Genomic DNA, 20,501 nt, shown 5'->3' with positions numbered 1-20,501 from the left:
CCCCAACACACCTGTCCATTCACATCTCGATCACACCGGCCTCGGTGACAATCATATCCAGCGGCTGATCCGTAGGCTCTAACGGCAAATCGGCTGCTTCCTGCGCAGCATAGGCAAAGCCGATGGCATAGGTTGGCCGCGCTGCGCGCAATTGCTCCAATGTGCGATCGTAAAACCCACCACCATACCCCAAACGCCCGCCCGCGCGGGTAAAGGCCACCAACGGCACAATCACGATATCAGGTATGACGAAATCATCCACTTCGGGCACCTTCGCACCAAATGGCCCGTCCCGCAGCGGTCCACCCGGCATCCAGCGCGAGAACCGCAACGGTTGGCCAGCGCCCATAATGACAGGCACCGACACAGTGCCATAGGCCGCCGCCTCTGCCATAGCAGGCAATGGGTCAATCTCCGACCGAATGGGCATATAGCCCGACACCGGCACGCCCCGAAATCCGGCAAGGACCGACGACAACACACCGGACGCGCCACCGGGGTCCAGATCAAACGCAGCCTTGCGCCGAGCAAACCCGGCCTTACGGGCTGCATCCTTGCGCGCCATCAAATCCATGCACGCCCCCATACGGGATGGCGGGCGGGGCGTCTTTGCGCATCAGCGCAAAGCGCGTCCGACCAGCCAGCCCTCACAACAACACCATCGCGGCAAGCCCCAGGAACGCAAAGAACCCAACCACATCCGTCACCGTCGTCACAAATGCCCCGGAGGCCAGCGCCGGATCGACCCCCAACCGGTCCAGCACAACAGGTATGACCGTCCCTGCAAGGCCCGCGACCACCATGTTCACCACCATGGCCGCCGCAATCACGTAGCCCAAAGCCGGAGAGCCGAACCAGATCACGCCGACAATGCCCATCACAACGGCAAAGACCACGCCGTTCAGCAATCCAACAAACACCTCACGTCGGATCACCCGCCAGACATTTGCACCGGTCAAATCCTTGGTCGCCAACGCCCGCACCGCCACGGTCAGCGACTGCGTCCCGGCGTTGCCCCCCATAGAGGCGACAATGGGCATCAACACCGCCAGCGCCACGATCTGCGCAATCGCCATCTCGAATTGTGCAATCACCATCGACGCGAGGATCGACGTCACAAGATTGACGGCCAACCAGGGCAAACGCTGGCGCGTCGTCTCGCGCACATTGTCCGACAGCGCGGATTCCTCGCCCACCCCCGCCAGACGCAGGATGTCCTCTTCGTGCTCTTCATCCAGAACGGCCATCGCATCATCAATGGTGATCAAACCGATCAGACGCCCCTCGTCATCCACAACAGGGGCCGAGATCAGGTGATACTGGTTGAACGCATAGGCAACGTCACTTTCCGGCTGCGTGGCGGGGATGACGCGAAACGTCTCCTCCACCAGATCCATCAACTTGACCTCGCGCCGCGACCGCATCAGCTTGCCCAGAGTGACATTGCCAATGGGATGCAAGCGCGGGTCCACCAGAACAATATGATAGAATTGATTGGGCAGCTCGCTCTCTTCGGCGCCGCGCAATCGGTCAATCGCCTCGCCCACGGTCCAGTGTTCAGGCGCCATGACGACCTCGCGCTGCATCAGACGGCCCGCGGAATACTCCGGGAACGACAGCGACTGCTCGACCAGCGCACGGTCCGTGTCCTCCAGCGCATCGAGGATCTGCTCCTGCTGCGCGTCGTCCAGATCCTCAATCAGATCAACGACATCGTCACTGTCCAGATCGCGCACCGCGTCGGCCAGAACGGTCGGCTTGAGAACGCCAATCACCTCTTCGCGGATCGACTCGTCCAGTTCCGACAGGATGTCCCCGTCAAACTCACGATCATAAAGGCGGATCAACCGTGACCGGTCAAACGCGTTGATCTGTTCCAAAAGGTCGGCAATGTCCGCCGCATGCAGCGGCTCCATCAGCGTGGTCAGCTGCGCCCGGTCCTCGATATCCACCGCATAAAGAATGGCAGAGACATCTTTGCGGCCCAACTCATAGCCGCTGTCCTCTGCTGCCGGTTCGGCCACGTCGACTTCATTTGACATGTAAATCCTCCGACCAGACCGCACATTTGCGTCAAACCATAGGCATGGTTCCCACAAGTGACAATGGCCCCACTTTCGCTTTGCGCAACCTCTTGCACGGGGCCATAAACACCGGATGACACAGCGCGATCTTATCACCGGACATGTCCTGCAATTTCGCGGCAATCCGTTCACCCAACACTGGGCCGAAGCGGTCTCTATCGCCGAAAACAGCGCGGTCCTGATCGAAAACGGCACGATTGTTGCTGTTGGCGAGGCCGCGCGTGTCAGCGGCCCCGATGTCACACTCCATGACCACAGCGGCCGGCTTGTCTGTCCGGGGTTTGTGGACGCGCATGTTCACTATCCGCAAACCGCCATCATCGCGTCCTGGGGCAAGCGGCTGATCGACTGGCTCAACACCTACACCTTTCCCGAAGAGATGCGCCTGGCCGATCCCGCCTATGCCCGCACCATCGCGGACAGGTATCTGGACCTTGCACTGGATCATGGCACCACAAGCGTGGCGAGCTATGCCACCATCCACCCCACAAGCGTCGACGCCCTGTTCGAGGCAGCCGCTGTGCGTGGCATGGCCATAGTGGCGGGTAAGACCTGTATGGATCGCAATGCGCCCGATGGGCTGCGTGACACAGCACAAAGCGCCTATGACGACAGCAAAGGCTTGCTGGACAGGTGGCACGGCAAGGGGCGCGCGCAATATGCGATCACGCCGCGCTTTTCCCCCACATCGACGCCTGAACAACTGACGGCCCTCGGCGCGCTCTGGTCCGAACGCCCTGACGTGCTGATGCAAACGCATCTCAGCGAGCAGGTGGATGAAATCGCCTGGGTGCAGGACCTGTTCCCAGAGGCACGCGACTATCTCGACACCTACGAGGCCACGGGCCTCTTGGGTGCGCGCGGTGTTTACGGTCACTCGATTCACCTGACCCCGCGCGAGGTGGCACGGCTGTCCGAAGTGGGCGCAAGCGTCGTACACTGCCCCACATCCAACACGTTTATCGGATCCGGCCTGTTTGACCTGATGGGACTGGCCCGCGCGGGCCAATGCGTTGGCCTGGCCACGGATACAGGCGGCGGATCGTCGTTTTCCATGCTGCGCACTATGGCCGCCGCCTACGAAGTAGCGCAGCTGCGCGGCGCGGCTGTCCATGCCGCTCAACTGCTTTGGCTGGCCACAGCAGGTTCGGCGCGCGCGCTGCACCGGCACGATCATCTGGGGGTAATCGCCGCCGGTATGGACGCGGACCTGTGCATCCTCGACCTGACATCAACACCTGCGATCACACAGCGGGCCGCGCAGGCCGATCATATCTGGGATGCTGTGTTCCCAACCATCATGATGGGCGATGACCGCGCCGTCGCTCAGGTCTGGGTGGGGGGAAAACCGCGCCCCACCTGACGGTCAAAGCGCGTCGTTCAAGTCGCGCGCCAGTTGGTTCTGCCGATCTATGGTCGATTGCAGGTCAATGGTGACGACATGCCCGTCGCGCACGACCTGACGGCCCTCAACCAACAAATCACGCACCGTCACAGGGCCCGCCAGCAACAGAGCCGCCGGATCCCAACTGCCAGCGCTTTGCACGCCAGACACATCCCACAACGCAATGTCCGCCCGCGCGCCCACGGCAATCCGACCGCAATCGGGGCGACCCAACACGTCTGCCCCACCACGGGTTGCGATCTCCAGCGCCTCCATCGGCGACATCGCATCAGCTCCAAAGGCCACCCGTTGCAACAGCATGGCCTGCCGCGCCTCGGCGACCAGATTGCCCGCATCATTGCTGGCCGATCCGTCAACACCCAGGCCCACCGACACACCCGCATCCCGCATTGCACGGACCGGCGCGATGCCCGATCCCAGACGGCAATTGGAACAGGGGCAATGCGCAATCCCGGTGCCCGTCTCGGCAAAAAGAGAAATCTCGGCAGGGTCAAGTTTGACACAATGCGCGTGCCAGACGTCCGGCCCAACCCAGCCCAGATCCTGCGCATACTGCCCCGGACGGCAGCCGAACTGTTCCATGGAATAGGCTATATCTTCGTCATTCTCGGCCAAATGCGTGTGCATCATCACACCCTTGTCGCGCGCCAGCACCGCGGCATCACGCATCAGATCGCGGCTGACCGAAAACGGTGAACAAGGGGCCACTCCTACACGGCACATCGATCCGTCGTTTGGGTCGTAGAACGCGTCAATCACACGGATACAATCGTCAAGAATGGCGGCCTCGTCCTCGACCAGACTGTCCGGAGGCAGACCACCGTCGCGGACACCAATGCTCATCGCGCCCCGTGTCGGATGAAACCGCAGGCCCACGTCCCGCGCCGCCTCGATCGTATCGTCCAGCCGCGCACCGTTGGGAAAGAGATACAGGTGGTCCGAGGTCAGCGTGCAGCCGGACAAAGCCAGTTCCGCCAGCCCAATCTGCGCCGAGACATACATATGATCCGGCGTAAACCGCGCCCAGATCGGGTACAGCGTCTGCAGCCAGCCAAACAGCAATGCGTTTTGCGCGGCAGGCACGGCGCGTGTCAGGGTCTGGTACAGATGGTGATGCGTGTTGACGAGGCCCGGTGTCACCACACAGTCTTGCGCGGCGATAACCTCACCTGTCGTGCGCAGACCCGCGCCGATTGCAGCCACAACGCCGTCGCGGATCAGAATGTCACAGGCCTGCAGAACCCGGCGCGTATCATCCATAGTCACCAGATGACGCGCACCGCGGATCAGCAGCTCGGTCACGACACGTCTCGCAGGATCGCCAGCGCCTCGGCGTGGATGTCGGCGTTTGCAGCGGCCAACGCCCGCCCACCCGCATAGGCCGGACGCCCCGCCCAATCGGTGACAATACCGCCCGCAGCCTCGATCAGGGCAATCGGCGCCTGAATGTCGTAATTGTTCAGCCCCGCCTCGATCACCAGATCCGCCTGGCCCGCAGCAACCAGCGCATAGGCGTAGCAGTCCATCCCGTATCGCACCAACCTGGCCTTGCCCGCCACGGCGTCAAAACCCGCGCGCTCCTGCGCAGTGCCAACTTCGGGGAAGGTGGTGAACACAGTTGCATCCGCCAGCGGACGCGGCGCGCGCGTGGTGATCTGCATCTCGCCGTGCGGACCGGACAAATGCGCCTGCCCGCCTGCACCCACAAACCGCTCGCCAATATAGGGCTGGTCAATCACGCCGAGCACCGGGCCGCTGTCAGGGCCCACAGCGATCAAAACCCCCCAGGTGGGCGTGCCCGCGACAAACCCGCGTGTGCCGTCAATCGGGTCCAGAACCCAAGTCAGCCCGGAGGTCCCCGCCTGTGCGCCAAATTCCTCGCCCATGATAGCATCCTGCGGACGCAACCGCGCCAAAACCGCGCGCATCGCCTCTTCGGCGGCGCGGTCGGCCACGGTAACCGGATCAAACCCGCCGGCCAGCTTGTTCTCAGCCGTCAAATCGGGTGTGCGGAAATAGGGGAGGATCGCCAGACGCGCCGCGTCGGCCATCTTGTGGGCCACGGCGGTCAGTTCGGATAGGGAATAGGTCATACACATCGGGTGCCAGACCACGCGGGCCAAGGCAAGCCCCCGCCGTGGCGGAGGCCGTTCGCAGTCACATCAGATGGTCAGGCGACGTCGCTCAGCACGCGTGCCAGTTCAAACAGGCGGCGCCGCTGATTTTCGGGGATGGCATAATAGGTACGCACCAGCTCCATCGCTTCCTTATCGCCCAGCATGTCAGGCGGTACATCGCTGCCTGTGTGGTCAAACCGTGACGCGCCTTCCTTGACGCCTTCAAAGAAAAACGCCACCGGCACACCCATAGCATCACCGATATCCCAAAGCCGCGATGCGCTCACGCGATTGGCCCCGGTTTCGTATTTCTGGATCTGCTGAAACTTGATCCCGACGAGGTCAGCAAGCTTTTGCTGGGTCATCCCAATCAGCCATCGCCGCTGCCGAATACGCTTACCAACGTGAACGTCGACCATATGTGCCATGGGGTCTCCCAACTGTTGTGGTGCGCCGCGCCTGAGTGGCCTCGCGCTTTGTATATCCCAGACACATCTCAAAACACCGCGCCAGAGTTACGCCACACTAAGCGGACATCGCTCGTTTTTCAACGTAAACTACCCGCATGACGTGCGCGGACCCCAGTTGGGGTGCAAGATTGAGTGACGTGAACGGCAACTACAGTTCTTGATATATTTCAAACGCTTGCCAGATCGGTCGATTTATCCAGAGCGGCGCCATCCCGTTTGTTCGACTGCTATCAACACCTTAGCGCAAGTTACTCACATTCAACCCCTAGGAGAACGGGCGCGTTAACTATTTGCCACCCGACACCCCCGGCACAACTACGAAAACCTTAGTTCATTTGCGCGTTTTTTTGCTCAAAACCCGGCATAAATCGTCAAAACTGGGGCGAATCGTTTCAATCCTACACCCGCGACACGGCGCGCAACTGAACGGTTTCGGGCGCGGAAAAGGCACGTCTCAGCATCGAAACCAGCGCATCATGGACTTCGTTCGCCGCACCAGTGGCCCCATAGAGGTTGATCCGCTGCGCTGGCAAATCCGGCAGGACACCGCCGTGATCAATCCGGTCGAGATGGGGCGGTTCGGTTCCTTCGATCATCGTATGGACAGCCAAATCCGCGCTTACGGTGGCTTCGATGGTCCGGTCGCTTTCGGTCTCTACCACCACGTCCCAAGGGATACTCGCATTGTCCAGATGTTCGACCACGCGGGGCCGGAACGTGCACTGCCGACCAAAGGCAAGTTTGAGCGGACGCTGCCGCCATGCCGATCCCCCCGGCGCACCGACCCAGCACAGCGGCTTGACGCATAGTTCTTCGCCGCCACTGTCCAGACCGGTTTCGGTGGTGAGAATGATGTCGCAGGCGCCTTTGGCAAACTCGGCTTTCAGCCGCCGCGTATATGAACTGTCGAGCTGTACCTTGACCCGTGGAAAGGCCGCGTGAAACTGTTTCAGCACACGCGGGATCGCCGGATAGACAATGTCATGTGGCACGCCCAGCGTGATTTCACCCTCATAGGCCTGATCGGTCAGCCGGGTGATCACCTCATCGTTCAACGCAACCATGCGCCGCGCATAGACCAGCAATTGCTCGCCAGAGGCCGTCAGGGCAATGGACCGCCCCGACCGGTCAAACAGATCAAGGTCCAACACTTCTTCCAGACGTTTAAGCTGCATTGAGACCGCGGACTGGGTCAAATGCAGAAACCCGGCCGCCCGCGTGACGCCCCCGCTCTCGGCAACTGCGACAAAAGACCGAAGCGTGGTGATGTCCAAATTTCTCATATCAATTTCCCTGATGCGTCATCTCACAAACATTCGTTTTCAAAATGTGTCATGCTTTGCCATATACATCAAGAGAATTGATGAAACGCCAAGCAACCATCACAATTGACCAAGGAGACTAAAGACATGGCACTGATCGACACCACCGCCCGCCACACCCGCGTTGCCGCTCCTGCGGCCAAGCCCTTTTCCCTGAGCGCCCTGTTGAACGTATGGCGTTCACGCCGTGCGCTGGCCAAGCTGGATGCGCACCGTTTGGATGATATCGGCGTCACCGCCAAAACCGCCGCCCAAGAAGCTCGCAAGCCAATCTGGGACGTGCCCGCAACCTGGCGCGACTGATCGGCAAAGCGCCCCGGCAGCCCCATGGAGCCGCATCGCCGACGATTTATGACAAAAATGGTCGGAATGTCGCAGCCATGGGCCTGCCGCAAGGCGAAAAAGCCTTGAAACACAGCCCCGCGCACCCGATATTTGACGCAATGCGGGCGTAAATCCGCGACCGCCGGATCACCCGGCGGAAATTTGTATCAATTTGGAGGTCATAATGGCTGAGTTGAATACGATCCGGTCCGCGGCCGGTACACGCGCCGCCCAGATCGACGCCGGGCTACGTGCCCACATGAACAAAGTCTACGGCACGATGTCCGTGGGCATGCTGATCACGGCGCTGGCCGCATGGGCCATTGCCGATCTTGCTGTCACATCCGATCCAACCAACGCGACCATCGCCCTGCGCGAGGGCCAGTACCTGACGCCGCTGGGCAACCTGCTCTATGCAACGCCGCTGCGCTGGGTTGTGATGTTCGCACCACTCGCCTTCCTGCTGTTCGGCTGGGGCGCGCTGATGCGTCGTGGTTCTTCGGCTGCAGTACAACTGGGCTTCTTCATCTTCGCGGCCGTCATGGGCGTGTCGATGAGCTCGATCTTCCTGGTCTACACCCCCTACTCGATCACTCAGACCTTCCTGGTCACGGCGATCGCTTTCGCAGGCCTCAGCCTGTGGGGTTATACCACGAAAAAAGACCTGTCCGGCATGGGCACCTTCCTGATGATGGGCGTTATCGGCCTGATCGTCGCCATGGTGATCAACCTGTTCCTGCAGTCTGGCCCGATGATGTACGCGATCTCGATGATCGGTATCCTGATCTTTGCTGGCCTGACCGCGTTCTACACGCAGGACATCAAGAACACCTATGTGGCGCACGCCGCACATGGCGATCAGGAATGGCTGGACAAAGCGGCCATCGACGGCGCGCTGAGCCTCTACATCTCCTTCCTGAACATGTTCCAGTTCCTGCTGATGTTCATGGGCCAGCAAGAGTAGCCTGTACCAGGTTCCGAAACACGACAAAGGCCGGTCCCAGCGACCGGCCTTTTTCTTTTCAGCAAGGGGGGGTCGGCAATGACCGTGATCAAAGCAGGCACCGCACAAACAGAAACCGGTGGTGCCGACAGCACGTTGGGACCCTACCGGGCAGAGCTGCTCAGCGACACCGGCGGTCTTAGCCAATTCGGCGCATTCATCGAGGAATTGCCACCCGGTTCGCGCAGTTCCTTTGCACATTGGCACATGACCGAGGATGAGATGGTGGTGATCCTGTCCGGCTCTGTCACCCTGACCGAAAACGGGTCCGAGACGGTGCTACGCCCCGGCGACGCTGCGTGTTGGCGCGCGGGTGATCCCGTGGCCCATACGATGCACAACCACAGCGACGCTCCCGTGCGCTACATGGTCATCGGAACACGCGCGGCTGACGATACGGTCACCTATCCCGACCATGACCGTGTCCTGACCTATGACCGCACAACCGACACCCGCAGTTACACCACCCTCAGCGGAGAACCCGCCGAACGCCCCACCTAGCGGCGCATCACAAGGCTTGTGTCATCCGCACAGAGGGAAAGATGACACCGCCCGCCAGTGGTACGTCAATCGGGCCAATGTCCTCGAACCCCATCGCAGTATAGAACGGCACCGCTGTCCGCGTGGCCCAACACTCCATACGGCCGATATCTGCGCCCCGCGCCACGTCCAGCGCATGGCCGATCAACCGCCGCCCCACGCCACGCCGCAATGCACGCATGTCGGTCACCACATGCCGGATATGCCCCAGATCGGGCGTTTTGGCGTCGGGCGTCCAGCCGCCAGCGCCCAGGACGATCCCATCCTCTTCGACCACGTAGTAGGTGCCGCAGGTCAGCAGTTCGGGCCGCGCCCGGCTGATGATCGGCAGCGCATGATCAAGGATTTCGGGCGCATAATCCGCCTTGAGCAAACTGGGATAGGTCCGCGCCAAGAGGGCGTCGACAGCACCCCGATCTGCATCCGTGGTGGGGCGTATGATCATCACAGATCCTCCAGAAATCGGCCAACATCTGAGCGTGACTGCAAATGGTGGATGGTGACATGATCCGGCGCCTCAGCCAGCAATTGTGTCAACCGGATGCGCCCGGTTTGGCGCGTGTCCCATATCCAGCGGTAGAACGCCCAAGTCTCGCTGTGGATGCCCTCGGCGCAGCCGTCGGCCATGTCGGGCCTGCTCTGCCCCCAGTGGGCAAACAGCCGGCGCGTAACGCGCCACAGGCGCAACGCCACTGGCAGGTCCAGCCAGATCAATGTATCGGCACGCGATATCCGGTGGTCATAGGTGGTCGAAAAACCACCCTCAAAGATCCACGCCGCGGACCGCTCCACCTCCAGCGCCATCGCGCGCCGCAGATCACGCGGGCGTTGCTGCCATCCCGGCATCCAATGGATGTGGTCCATGTGGTGCACCGGCAATCCGGTGCGCGCGCCCAGTGCGCGGGCCAGCGTGCTTTTGCCCGATCCAGACCCACCCACGATCATCACACGTTGCATCACAGTCCATCCCAAAACGAAAAAAGCCGCGTCCCGGAGGCGCGGCCTTTGAAATTCGAAAGAGGGGCGATCTTACTTGATCTTGCCTTCTTTGTATTCCACGTGCTTGCGCGCAACGGGATCATATTTCCGGACGACCATTTTCTCGGTCATGGTGCGCGCGTTTTTCTTGGTCACATAGAAGTGGCCGGTGCCTGCTGTCGAGTTCAGGCGGATCTTGATCGTGGTTGGCTTGGCCATCGGATACTCCTCGGGGCAGCGCGGCGGTTCGCCGACCGTGCAACATGGTGAAGCCGCGTTCTACCGCGCGCGCAGCCCGTGTCAACGGCAAAAGGGGTACGAGGCCCGGAAAATCTTGCGCGTGTCGCGGTCCCTGACTAGCCTGCGTGGCATTTTACACGTCATATTCAGGAAAACACCAGATGCACATCTATATACGCCCCTTCACCTTTGCCGCCGCCCTGTTCGCAACGCTCGCCGTCACGGCACCGCCCGCCACCGCGCAGGACTTTGAGGTGATCAAGACCGAAGACGCGTTTCGCAGCCTGATTGTGGGCAAGCGGCTGACCATCGGCGACGACCATTTCGTGATCCGGCGCAACGGCTCGCTGCGCGGCAGTTTTGGCGGCGCAGCCCTGCGCGGCGCTTGGGAGTGGCGCGATGGTTATTGGTGCCGGACATTGACCTCTCATGCCAAGAACACCGATTGCCAATTGTGGGAAGTGGCCGGGTCCCAAGTGCGCGTCACGCGCAACTTCGGCAAGGGCCGGAGTTTTATCTATAGCAAGTGAAACGCGCGGAAAGGCTATAAGCCGGATTCTGTCTAGGGCGGTTGCCCGCCCCGAGATGACCATTCCTCTCGCGACACTGTTGCCAGTGCCGCTCTAGCTGCCAACCCGGACCTGCTGGGGCAGAAGCAGCCCCGCCGATTGCCCGAAGACAAACCGGCACGCGGTCCCTATTTGGCATTGCTCCCGGTGGGGCTTGCCATGCCCGGTCTGTTGCCAGCCCGGCGGTGGGCTCTTACCCCACCGTTTCACCCTTACCTCTGCGTCCGCAAGCGGGCGCGTCAGGCGGTCTGTTTTCTGTGGCGCTGTCCGTCGGGTTGCCCCGCCCGGGTGTTACCCGGCACCGCTGCTTCCTGGAGTCCGGACTTTCCTCTCGGGGTGTTAGTCCCCAAGCGGCCATCCGCCCTTCCGCGCCTGCTGCCCATACGTGTGGCAACGGGGGCGCGTCAATGGGGCCGTTTTGCCTGCGGCACCTGCGGGAGCCTCCGGCGGGAGTTTATTTGGCAAAGTGACAATACGGAGTAGGCTATTGGCCCTGATCGTCATGCTGTCCCAGTGGGGCGTAGTCGGCCGGTTCAAGAGGGCCGGTCACAAAGGGCCGGTATCGCAGCCGTGTTGCGGCCAGCAGCGTTTCCGCATCCACGTCCGCAGTGTAGCCCGCGGCGCGCGCCATTGCGGCAAAGCTGTCGAGGTTCGGCGTGTCTGGACCCGCGTTCTGACTGCGCGGTCCTGCCAGCCCCTGCGCCTCCAGCCGTGTCCAATCGAACCATGGGCCTGGATCAAACTTGCGCCCCGGAGCCATGTCGGAATGGCCGATCACATTGTTGGGCGGGATTGACCACGCCTGCAACAGCCCTTGCAAAAGGGCCTCAAGGCTTTGCATCAGGGGTTCGGTGAACGGCCCCTGCCCGTCATTGTCCAGTTCAATTCCGATCGAACGCGAGTTGATGTCGTCGAGGCCTTGCCATTGCCCTCTGCCCGCATGCCACGCGCGCAGCCCTTCGGGCACCAATTGCGTGACACGCCCGGTTTTGCAGATGACGTAGTGCGCGGACACTTCGGCCTGCGGATCGCACAACCGATCAATCGCGGCCGCCGCAGTGGCCATTGACGTATAGTGCAGCACGACAAATCGCGGGATCAGCCCGTCACGACGGGGCCCGCAATTGGGTGACGGGTGTTGGTGCGGGGTCAGTTTCCAGCCGCCCGGCGGAACGGTGCCGGGTCCCAGCCGCAGGCAAAGCCGTCGCCATCCGGGTCGAGGCCACGGCGGTCACGTTCCGGCCCGCCACGCGCGAGAAAATCAATCTGTGCCTCGTCGGCGGAATTGTATTCGGCACAGTTGCGCTGGAATTTCGCGGACGCATTCACGCTGAACCGGCGGTACACTTGGGTGCCGCGCGCGTGGTTGGTCTGCAACGCGTATTGCACCACATTGGGTTGCGCGCTGCCATTGCGTGACGGCAAGGCGGTGGGCTGTACCACTTGGTACTGCTGGCGGTTGGCCTGGATACGCGCGGCATCGCTTTCGATGGATTGCCGCGACGAAACTGCGCCAAAGTCATTTTCGTCCGAGATGCCCGGATTGTTCAGGATCACAGGTGCCGCGTTGGACGGGCTGGCGTTGACCACGGCCTCGCCGGAGTTGGAGCGTGCAGCGGCAGTGTCGTTTTGCGCCGCGATCTGCGCCAGTTCGGCGTCGAGACCTTGCGGGTCAGACACGGCGCGCGCGCTGGTGCTGGGCTGTGCCGACGTCACGGTGGCCGCAGTTGCGTCCGACGTGCGGACAGGGCGTGCGGTGGCGGGCGGAAGCGTCTGCGCGCCGACCGTTGGTGCCGCTGGCACTGTGCCGGTTGACAGCTCAGCGGCGCGGGCCTCGCGTTGGGTCAATGTGTTGGGGTTGTCGAACCCAACCCCACGACCCGGATCAACGATCCCGGCACCACTGTCAGGGATCGCGGGCTGGCACGCGGCCAGACCGGCCATCGCGCCCATAAACACGAAACTGCGGATACTCATCTCTGCTCTGCCCTTTTTGGGTGCCGTTTTACCGGTTTTACCACCATTTCTGCGGCTTGGCCACAAACCCGGCGCGTGCCTCGAGCGCATAGGCGGTGTTCAGCAAATCGCCTTCTTCCCACGGACGCCCGATCAGTTGCAGCCCCAGTGGCAGCCCATTGGCGTCTGTCCCCGCGGGGACAGCGATGCCCGGCAGGCCCGCCATGTTGACCGTGACGGTGAACACGTCGTTGAGATACATCTGCACCGGATCGTCCGACGCCTCACCCAGTCCAAAGGCCGCCGACGGCGTGGCAGGCGTCAGGATGGCGTCGATCCCTTGGGCGAACACGTCCTCAAAGTCCTTCTTGATCAGCGTCCGCACCTTGCGCGCGCGGTTGTAGTAGGCGTCGTAGAACCCGGCGCTCAGCACGTAGGTGCCGATCATCACGCGGCGCTGTACTTCGGCCCCAAACCCTTCGGCGCGGGTCTTTTCGTACATCTCGGTGATGCCGTCGCCCTGATCCAGCGTGGCGCGGTGGCCATAGCGCACACCGTCATAGCGCGCGAGGTTCGAGGACGCCTCGGCAGGGGCAATCACGTAATAGGCCGGCAGCGCGTATTTCGTATGCGGCAGGGAGATGTCGACAATCTCGGCGCCTGCATCGCGCAGCATCTCGGTGCCGGAGGCCCAGAGCGTTTCGATCTCTTCCGGCATGCCGTCCATGCGGTATTCCTTGGGAATGCCGATCTTCTTGCCTTTGATGTCGCCGGTCAGCATTGCCTCGAAATTCGGCACGGGCAGATCGGCGGATGTGGAATCCTTGGGGTCGTGGCTGCACATCGCCTCGAGCATGATGGCGGCATCGCGCACCGATTTGGTCATCGGCCCGGCCTGATCCAGCGACGAGGCAAAGGCCACCACACCCCAACGCGAGCAGCGCCCGTAGGTCGGCTTGATGCCCGTGATGCCGGTAAAGGCCGCAGGCTGGCGGATCGACCCGCCGGTGTCAGTGCCGGTGGCCGCAAGGCACAGATCCGCCGCCACAGCAGACGCCGAACCACCCGAGGACCCGCCGGGGGTCAGATCGCGGTCATCGACTTTCCACGGGTTCACCGCATTGCCATAGACGGAGGTTTCGTTGCTGCTGCCCATGGCAAACTCGTCCATGTTCAGCTTGCCCAGCATGACCGCACCTGCGTCCAGCAGGTTGCCGCTGACCGTGCTTTCATATTCGGGTAGGAACCCTTCGAGGATCCGGCTCCCCGCTTGGGACGGCACGCCCTTGGTGCAGAACAGATCCTTGATCCCGATGGGCAGGCCGCACATCGCGGGCGCATCCCCGGCCTTGATCCGGTCGTCAGCCGCCGCCGCTTGGGCGCGCGCAATCTCGGGCGTGTTGTGGACAAAGGCGTTGAGCGCGCCTGCGCCCTCGATCTCGGTCAGGCATGCCTCGGTCAGCTCGACAGAGGTGACATCGCCCGCACGCAGCGCATCGCGCGCCTCGGCAAGGCCCAGTTTGTTCAGCTCACCCATTATTCAACCACCTTCGGCACGGCAAAAAATCCTTCGCGCGCGTCGGGCGCATTGGCCAGGACACGGTCCTGCTGGCTTCCATCGGTCACTTCGTCCACACGACGCTTCAGACGCTGGGGCGTGACAGAGGTCATCGGCTCCACGCCGTCCACGTCCACTTCGCCCAGCTGTTCGATAAATCCGAGGATGGTGTTGAACTCGGCCGCCAGCGCAGGCAGGCGATCGGCCTCGACCTTGATCCGGGCCAGTTTCGCCACGCGGGCGGCGGTGTTTTCGTCGATGGACATCAAAACCCTCTGCGTCTGTTTCCAACGGGCTTTAGCGCGGGCGTCGAACGCCTTCAAGCCTCCGGCCTTGCCGTGCGTCCCGCTTTGGCCCAGATTTGACCGGAGGAGCATGCAAATGAAGCTGAAACTGCATCACGTCAACCTGGTCACCGACGATGTGGCGCGCATGGACGCGTTCTATCGCGACGTGCTGGGGCTGGTCACGGAGACGGACGGCCTGCCGACGCTGGAAAAGCGCAAGGGGTACGCAGGCGACGTGGCCTTTGTCACCGATGGCGCGGTGCAGACGCATCTGGCGCAAAAGGATCCGCTGGCCGGGTTCAACGCGGGCCAGATGGTGAACCCGGTCAGCCATGGGCATATCGCCTACCGGACGGACGATCTGGCCGCATTTCGCGCGCATCTTGAGGCGCAGGGCGTGCCTTATGCCGATTGGGGCAACCGGGCCGTGGCGGGGTGGGACCAGATCTTTTTCTACGACCCGGACGGCAACGTGATCGAAGTGCATCAGGTGTCAGAGACGTAGCGGCGGTAGACCTCGATCATCCAGCCGAGCATGACCGCGTTCAGGATGTGCCACAGGAAATGCGTGCCCAGCGGCAACTGTGTGCACAGCGCCTCGTCCACCGACCGCGCGGTCAGCGACACCAACAGGATCGTAGCCCCGATAACAAAGCCACGCGCCAGCCGTGGCGCGCGCCGCCAGAGCAGGACCGCATAGATCAGGATCAAAACCGGCACCGGCACATAGCCCGCCGACACGCCCAGCACCGGCAGGTATTGAAACAGCGGTATCGTCAGCGCTGCATAAGGCACGAAGAGCGCCGTGGCCCCCACCGCCCATACCGTCCGCATCCCCCAGACGTCGCGGTTGATCGCAAAGATATAGATCAGGATAAACGCCCCGATGGGTGCGACATCGGCGATGGCCGACCAGACCTGTGCATGGGTGTGGAAGAGGTAACTGCCGATCCCGATCAGGCCGAGGACAACGCTCAGCACCCGCGCCATGGGCACGCCTGCGTTACGCCCCCACATCCAGAGTGCGACAAGGACAAACGCCGCATTGGTCACCGCATTCACTGGCTCGGCCCAATAGTCCGGCCCGACCCGTTCGCAATAGCCGTCGATCTGGCGCAGCAGTTCCATTCACATCACCCCCGGCGGTCCGCAAAGAACCGGCGCAGCAGCGTCTCGGCCTCTGCGCTGGCCAAGCCATCGTAGACCTCGGGCGTGTGGTGGGATTGCGGATGGGTGAACACACGCGCACCATCGAGCACCCCGCCCGATTTGGGATCACTGGCCCCAAAGTAAAGACGCGCCACACGCGCCGCCGCAATGGCCGCCGCGCACATCGCGCAGGGTTCCAGAGTGACATAGAGGTCATGGCCGGGCAGACGCTCGGACCCAAGTGCAGCACAGGCGGCGCGGATGGCCAGCATCTCGGCATGGGCGGAGGGGTCGGACAGCTCACGGGTGCGGTTGCCAGCCCGCGCCACGATCTGTCCCCGCGGGGACACCACCACGGCACCAACCGGCACCTCGCCCCGCGCGGCAGCCGCACGCGCCTCGTCCAGCGCCTCTTGCATGAAAGACCGAAACTCCATCCCCCGTCCCTGCCACGCCGCTTGCCCCGGACGCAAGCCACGGCTATTGCCCGTCCCATGAGCAATGACACAAAACCCGGCGCGCGCATCGCCAAGGTGCTGGCCCGTGCCGGTATCGCCAGCCGTCGCGGTGCCGAAGAGATCATCACCGCAGGCCGCGTGGCCGTGAACGGCACGGTCATCGACAGCCCCGCGCTGAACGTGACGGATGCCGACCGGATCACCGTGGACGGCAAGCCGCTGGCGGCACCGGAGCCGGAGCGGCTGTGGCTCTATCACAAGCCCATCGGGCTGGTCACGACCGACCGGGACGAGAAAGACCGCAAGACGATCTATGACGCCCTGCCCGAAGATTTGCCGCGGGTGATGTCGGTCGGACGGCTCGACATCAACTCAGAGGGGCTGTTGCTGCTGACCAATGACGGGGGTGTCAAACGCAAGCTGGAGCTGCCCTCGACCGGGTGGATGCGGCGTTACCGCGTGCGGATCAACGGGCGGCCTACGGACGCCACACTGGAGCCGCTGCGCCGGGGTGTCACGCTGGAGGATGGCGACAGGTTCCAGCCAATGCAGATCACGCTGGACCGCCAGCAGGGTGCCAACGCGTGGCTGACCGTGGGTCTGCGCGAGGGCAAGAACCGCGAAATCCGCCGCGCGATGGAAACCGTGGGGTTGGTGGTGAATCGGTTGATCCGGGTCAGCTATGGCCCCTTCCAACTGGGCGATCTAAAACCCGGCGCGGTCGAAGAAGTGCGGCGCCGCATTGTGCGCGACCAGCTGGGTCTGGAACCCGAAGTCAAGCCCACCGGCACTGCCACCAAAACCCGCCCGCAACGCCGTCGCCCGCGCCGCTAGGCCCAGATTTGCGCCCTTTGGCGCAGAATTCCCCCTTGCCCGCGCGGACGCACTGTCACATTCCTGTACCGGGGAACTGACACGCTGCGTGCGTATGGAACTGGGGAACGATCCATGGCCGACCTTTTGACACTTGAAAACCTTGGCAACCTGCTGATGCTCTGCTTTTTGCAGGCGGTGCTGGGGTTCGACAACCTTTTGTATATCTCGATCGAGAGCCAGCGCGCGCCGGTCGCGCAACAGGCCGCCGTGCGACGCTGGGGCATCATTCTGGCCGTTGTGCTGCGGGTTGTGCTGCTGTTCACGATGATCCAGCTGATCGACGCCATGGCCGAACCCTTTGTGGTGCTGGATTGGGAGGGCGTGATCACGGGCGGTGTGAACTTTGCCACCTGCGTGTTCATCTTTGGCGGCATTTTCATCATGTACACAGCCGTCAAGGAAATCGGCCACATGCTGACCATCGAACATCTGGACACGGATGTGGAGGCCAAGTCAGGCAAGTCCGCAGCCCAGGTGGTGATGCTGATCGTGTTGATGAACCTGATTTTCTCGTTTGATTCCGTGCTGTCGGCACTGGCCATTACGGATGTGTTCATCATCCTCGCCACCGCGATCCTGCTGTCGGGGCTGGCGATGCTGCTGCTTGCCGACGGGGTGACGCGGTTTCTGGAAAAAAACCGCATGTACGAGGTGCTGGGCCTGTTCATCCTGCTGATTGTCGGCGTGGTCCTCTTGGGCGAGGCCGGACAGGCCGCGGCCCATGCGATGCATGACGAGACGCTGGCGTTGCGCGTCTTTGGCTACGAAGTCATTCCGATGTCCAAAACGACCTTCTATTTCTCGGTTCTGGTGCTGGTCGCGGTCGAGGTGATCCAGTCGGGCTATACCCGCAAGTTGAACGCCGAACGCCGCACCGGCGCGCGCCACTAGTGCAGCACCGCCAAAGCACCTATACTTGAGTGATCTGTTCGGGGGACACGATGGAAACAACGGCTTTTCAAAAGATCGCGTTTGCGGTGCTGTTCGCGCTGATGCTTGGTGTGACCACCGGCTTGCTCGGAGGGCTTTGACGCAATGGCCAAACGCTTTGGCGGAAAATTCAGCCCCGACGGGGCCGCAACAGACACACAGGAACGGCCGGCCTATGACCGGGCGCGGGTCGATCCGGTGGGCGCGCGCGCGAACCTGATGTTCCTGCCAGCGGTGCCGATGGTGTTTCTGGCGCTGAATGACGGGGCCATTGGTCTGACGCTTGGGCTGGTCTCTGCGGGCATCCTGACGCTGGGCGCATGGCTGTTGCGCGGCGGCTTGCTGGCCGAGGCCGCCTATCACGACCGCAAGGTCGCGCGACGCCCTGCGATCCCGCGCAAACTGTTTTCCGCCGTGCTGACAGGTGTGGGCATCGCCATCGCCGCCTACAGGTCCGAGCCGGGGCTGGTGGCGCCGATCCTCTTTGGCGCGGCAAGCCTGGGGCTGCATATCGCAGCCTTTGGTCTGGACCCGATGCGTGACAAGGGCATGGAAGGCATCGACACCTTTCAACAAGACCGCGTGGCCCGTGTGGTCGACGAGGCGGAGGCGCATCTGCGCGGCATGACCGATGCGATCAAACGCGCCGAAGATCGCCAGATGGAGCGCAAGCTGGAGCAATTCCAGACCGTGGCCCGCGACCTGATCCGCACGGTCGAAGAAGACCCCCGCGACCTGACGGCGGCGCGCAAATATCTGGGCGTGTACCTGATGGGTGCGCGCGACGCGACGATCAAGTTTGCCGACATCTACGGCCGCAGCCGCGATGACAAGGCCCGCACGGATTACGCCACTTTGCTGGATGATCTGAGCGACAACTTTGCGGCACGCACGCGCAATCTGCTGATCGAAGACCGCAGCGATCTGAATATCGAAATCGACGTGTTGCGCGACCGGCTGCAACGCGAAGGGGTGCGCATTGCCCCCGACGACAACTCTTGAACAGTAAGGTGACCCATCATGTCTGATACCATCCGTCAAAAGGCCGAAAGCGCGCTGGCGCAAGTCGAGGAAGTGACCGCCGTGGTCCTGCCAGAACCCAAGGACGCGAACGCGATTGTCCCGCTGGAGCAGGCAGACGCACCCGTCGGCGCCGAAATCCGTGCCCGCATGGACGAGATCGACATGGGCGACACCCAGTCCATCGTGGCCTTCGGCTCCGCCGCGCAGGCGGAATTGCAGACGATTTCGCAAGCCATGCTGCAGGACGTGCGCAACAAGGATGTAGGCCCTGCCGGTGACAGCCTGCGCAGCATCGTGACGACGATCCGCGGCTTTTCGATCTCCGAGCTGGACGTGCGCCGCGAGCGGTCGTTCTGGGAAAAGCTGATTGGCCGGGCCGCACCCTTTGCCAAGTTCACGGCCAAGTTCGAGACTGTGCAGGGGCAGATCGACAAGATCACCGACAACCTGCTGGCGCATGAGCACACGCTGCTCAAGGACATCAAGTCACTCGATCTGCTCTATGAAAAGACCCTGCAGTTCTACGATGAACTCGCCCTCTACATCGCTGCGGGCGAAGAGAAAATCTCTGAGTTGGATGCAACGGTTATCCCTGCCAAGGAGGCTGACGTCGAGGCCGCGGCCGAGGATGATAAGGTCATGGTGGCGCAAGAGCTGCGTGATCTGCGTGCCGCGCGCGACGATCTGGAGCGCCGGGTGCATGACCTGAAACTGACGCGTCAGGTGACAATGCAGTCGCTGCCTTCGATCCGGTTGGTTCAGGAAAACGACAAGAGCCTGGTGACCAAGATCAACTCGACCCTCGTGAACACCGTACCGCTGTGGGAAACACAACTGGCACAGGCCGTCACGATCCAGCGCAGCGCCGAGGCCGCCGCGGCCGTGCGCGACGCAAACGACCTGACCAACGAGTTGCTGACCGCCAACGCCGCCAACCTGCGCGAAAGCAACAAGGCGATCCGCACCGAGATGGAGCGCGGCGTGTTCGACATCGAGGCGGTGAAACAGGCCAACGCCGATCTGATCGGCACCATCGAGGACAGCTTGCGCATCGCCGACGAGGGCAAGGCCAAGCGCGCCGCCGCCGAAGAGGACCTCAAAAAGATGGAAGCCGATCTGCGCGACACGCTGGCCTCGGCCAAGGCGCGCAAGGACGGTGTAGGCGACACCGCCGACACGGCCGTGCCGGGCTGAGCCAGACAGGTGACGGGC

The 20,501-nt window shown here is 62.5% G+C and carries 25 protein-coding genes and 1 other RNA gene; 10 read left to right on the top strand and 16 right to left on the bottom strand.

Translation table 11 applies throughout. The features are described 5' to 3' along the window. Positions 1–19: 19 nt before the first annotated feature. Positions 20–574, bottom strand: coding sequence for a 5-formyltetrahydrofolate cyclo-ligase (locus Q0936_RS11595; protein WP_299292754.1), 555 nt, complete (start codon positions 572–574; stop codon positions 20–22). A 73-nt stretch (positions 575–647) separates the two neighbouring features. Continuing rightward, a complete protein-coding gene (mgtE, locus tag Q0936_RS11590; protein ID WP_299144553.1) occupies positions 648–2,042 on the bottom strand; it encodes a magnesium transporter in 1,395 nt (464 codons plus the stop codon). Between the two features lie 115 nt (positions 2,043–2,157). On the opposite strand from mgtE, the gene guaD reads away from it, so the two are divergent. Continuing rightward, positions 2,158–3,447: a guanine deaminase gene (guaD, locus tag Q0936_RS11585; protein WP_299292752.1), complete on the top strand. Its 1,290-nt coding sequence runs from the start codon at positions 2,158–2,160 to the stop codon at positions 3,445–3,447. Positions 3,448–3,450: 3 nt separating this feature from the next. Here the strand turns inward: guaD and Q0936_RS11580 are convergent, their stop codons facing one another. The 4 genes from Q0936_RS11580 to Q0936_RS11565 all read right to left on the bottom strand — a co-directional run bounded on the left by Q0936_RS11580 (position 3,451) and on the right by Q0936_RS11565 (position 7,359). Then, positions 3,451–4,791, bottom strand: a complete 1,341-nt coding sequence (locus tag Q0936_RS11580; RefSeq protein ID WP_299292750.1) for an 8-oxoguanine deaminase — start codon at positions 4,789–4,791, stop codon at positions 3,451–3,453. Continuing rightward, positions 4,788–5,582, bottom strand: a complete 795-nt coding sequence (gene hisN, locus Q0936_RS11575) for a histidinol-phosphatase (protein ID WP_299292748.1) — start codon at positions 5,580–5,582, stop codon at positions 4,788–4,790. The genes Q0936_RS11580 and hisN overlap by 4 nt, the downstream gene beginning before the upstream one ends. A 77-nt stretch (positions 5,583–5,659) precedes the next feature. After that, on the bottom strand, positions 5,660–6,034 hold the full coding sequence (locus Q0936_RS11570; protein WP_299292746.1) for a helix-turn-helix transcriptional regulator: 375 nt from the start codon (positions 6,032–6,034) through the stop codon (positions 5,660–5,662). 440 nt (positions 6,035–6,474) lie between these two features. After that, the gene (locus Q0936_RS11565; protein ID WP_299144536.1) at positions 6,475–7,359 is read right to left on the bottom strand and encodes a LysR family transcriptional regulator; all 885 of its coding nucleotides are present in this window, start codon (positions 7,357–7,359) and stop codon (positions 6,475–6,477) included. A gap of 126 nt (positions 7,360–7,485) precedes the next feature. Here Q0936_RS11565 and Q0936_RS11560 point away from each other — a divergent pair, with 126 nt between their 5' ends. The 3 genes from Q0936_RS11560 to Q0936_RS11550 all read left to right on the top strand — a co-directional run bounded on the left by Q0936_RS11560 (position 7,486) and on the right by Q0936_RS11550 (position 9,226). After that, positions 7,486–7,701 carry a DUF1127 domain-containing protein gene (locus tag Q0936_RS11560; RefSeq protein WP_299292744.1) on the top strand — a complete coding sequence of 72 codons (216 nt, stop codon included), beginning with the start codon at positions 7,486–7,488 and terminating at the stop codon, positions 7,699–7,701. Between the two features lie 205 nt (positions 7,702–7,906). Next, a complete protein-coding gene (locus Q0936_RS11555; RefSeq protein WP_299292742.1) occupies positions 7,907–8,686 on the top strand; it encodes a Bax inhibitor-1/YccA family protein in 780 nt (259 codons plus the stop codon). Between the two features lie 78 nt (positions 8,687–8,764). Continuing rightward, a complete protein-coding gene (locus Q0936_RS11550; RefSeq protein ID WP_299292740.1) occupies positions 8,765–9,226 on the top strand; it encodes a cupin domain-containing protein in 462 nt (153 codons plus the stop codon). Between the two features lie 7 nt (positions 9,227–9,233). Here the strand turns inward: Q0936_RS11550 and Q0936_RS11545 are convergent, their stop codons facing one another. The 3 genes from Q0936_RS11545 to rpmG form a co-directional block, all read right to left on the bottom strand. Beyond that, positions 9,234–9,710, bottom strand: coding sequence for a GNAT family N-acetyltransferase (locus Q0936_RS11545; protein ID WP_299292738.1), 477 nt, complete (start codon positions 9,708–9,710; stop codon positions 9,234–9,236). Next, on the bottom strand, positions 9,710–10,222 hold the full coding sequence (locus Q0936_RS11540; RefSeq protein ID WP_299292736.1) for an AAA family ATPase: 513 nt from the start codon (positions 10,220–10,222) through the stop codon (positions 9,710–9,712). Before Q0936_RS11540 ends, Q0936_RS11545 begins: the two co-directional genes overlap by 1 nt. A gap of 72 nt (positions 10,223–10,294) precedes the next feature. Further along, a complete protein-coding gene (gene rpmG / locus Q0936_RS11535) occupies positions 10,295–10,462 on the bottom strand; it encodes a 50S ribosomal protein L33 (protein WP_039682682.1) in 168 nt (55 codons plus the stop codon). Between the two features lie 182 nt (positions 10,463–10,644). Here rpmG and Q0936_RS11530 point away from each other — a divergent pair, with 182 nt between their 5' ends. Then, complete coding sequence (locus Q0936_RS11530; RefSeq protein ID WP_299292734.1) at positions 10,645–11,013, top strand: hypothetical protein; 369 nt, start codon at positions 10,645–10,647, stop codon at positions 11,011–11,013. A gap of 1 nt (position 11,014) precedes the next feature. Here Q0936_RS11530 and rnpB read toward each other — a convergent pair. The 5 genes from rnpB to gatC all read right to left on the bottom strand — a co-directional run bounded on the left by rnpB (position 11,015) and on the right by gatC (position 14,832). Beyond that, positions 11,015–11,422: RNase P RNA component class A (gene rnpB, locus Q0936_RS11525), an RNA gene on the bottom strand. 114 nt (positions 11,423–11,536) lie between these two features. After that, positions 11,537–12,205 carry an N-acetylmuramoyl-L-alanine amidase gene (locus tag Q0936_RS11520; protein WP_299292796.1) on the bottom strand — a complete coding sequence of 223 codons (669 nt, stop codon included), beginning with the start codon at positions 12,203–12,205 and terminating at the stop codon, positions 11,537–11,539. Then, complete coding sequence (locus Q0936_RS11515) at positions 12,202–13,029, bottom strand: hypothetical protein (protein ID WP_299292732.1); 828 nt, start codon at positions 13,027–13,029, stop codon at positions 12,202–12,204. The genes Q0936_RS11520 and Q0936_RS11515 overlap by 4 nt, the downstream gene beginning before the upstream one ends. A gap of 37 nt (positions 13,030–13,066) precedes the next feature. Further along, complete coding sequence (gene gatA, locus Q0936_RS11510; protein ID WP_299292730.1) at positions 13,067–14,545, bottom strand: Asp-tRNA(Asn)/Glu-tRNA(Gln) amidotransferase subunit GatA; 1,479 nt, start codon at positions 14,543–14,545, stop codon at positions 13,067–13,069. Beyond that, positions 14,545–14,832, bottom strand: a complete 288-nt coding sequence (gene gatC / locus Q0936_RS11505; protein ID WP_299144489.1) for an Asp-tRNA(Asn)/Glu-tRNA(Gln) amidotransferase subunit GatC — start codon at positions 14,830–14,832, stop codon at positions 14,545–14,547. The genes gatA and gatC overlap by 1 nt, the downstream gene beginning before the upstream one ends. A gap of 115 nt (positions 14,833–14,947) precedes the next feature. Between gatC and Q0936_RS11500 the strand changes: the two genes are divergently transcribed. Then, positions 14,948–15,358 carry a VOC family protein gene (locus tag Q0936_RS11500; protein ID WP_299144486.1) on the top strand — a complete coding sequence of 137 codons (411 nt, stop codon included), beginning with the start codon at positions 14,948–14,950 and terminating at the stop codon, positions 15,356–15,358. Here Q0936_RS11500 and Q0936_RS11495 read toward each other — a convergent pair. Further along, positions 15,340–15,981, bottom strand: coding sequence for a ceramidase domain-containing protein (locus Q0936_RS11495; RefSeq protein ID WP_299292728.1), 642 nt, complete (start codon positions 15,979–15,981; stop codon positions 15,340–15,342). The two genes, Q0936_RS11500 and Q0936_RS11495, sit on opposite strands and share 19 nt — an antisense overlap. A 5-nt stretch (positions 15,982–15,986) precedes the next feature. Further along, positions 15,987–16,439 (bottom strand): nucleoside deaminase, encoded by a 453-nt coding sequence (locus Q0936_RS11490; RefSeq protein WP_299292726.1) that lies wholly within the window; start codon positions 16,437–16,439, stop codon positions 15,987–15,989. Positions 16,440–16,496: 57 nt separating this feature from the next. Here Q0936_RS11490 and Q0936_RS11485 point away from each other — a divergent pair, with 57 nt between their 5' ends. The 4 genes from Q0936_RS11485 to Q0936_RS11470 all read left to right on the top strand — a co-directional run bounded on the left by Q0936_RS11485 (position 16,497) and on the right by Q0936_RS11470 (position 20,483). After that, positions 16,497–17,294 (top strand): pseudouridine synthase, encoded by a 798-nt coding sequence (locus Q0936_RS11485; protein WP_299292724.1) that lies wholly within the window; start codon positions 16,497–16,499, stop codon positions 17,292–17,294. Positions 17,295–17,408: 114 nt separating this feature from the next. Next, complete coding sequence (locus Q0936_RS11480; RefSeq protein ID WP_299292722.1) at positions 17,409–18,227, top strand: tellurium resistance protein TerC; 819 nt, start codon at positions 17,409–17,411, stop codon at positions 18,225–18,227. 144 nt (positions 18,228–18,371) lie between these two features. Then, complete coding sequence (locus Q0936_RS11475; RefSeq protein ID WP_299292720.1) at positions 18,372–19,268, top strand: 5-bromo-4-chloroindolyl phosphate hydrolysis family protein; 897 nt, start codon at positions 18,372–18,374, stop codon at positions 19,266–19,268. 18 nt (positions 19,269–19,286) lie between these two features. Then, complete coding sequence (locus Q0936_RS11470) at positions 19,287–20,483, top strand: toxic anion resistance protein (RefSeq protein WP_299292718.1); 1,197 nt, start codon at positions 19,287–19,289, stop codon at positions 20,481–20,483. The last annotated feature ends 18 nt before the right edge of the window (positions 20,484–20,501 follow it).

The sequence above is a fragment of the uncultured Tateyamaria sp. genome (assembly GCF_947488715.1).
Lineage (GTDB): Bacteria > Pseudomonadota > Alphaproteobacteria > Rhodobacterales > Rhodobacteraceae > Tateyamaria.
The sequence above is the reverse complement of the archived record's forward strand: the minus strand, read 5'-3'. Positions and strand labels throughout refer to the sequence as shown.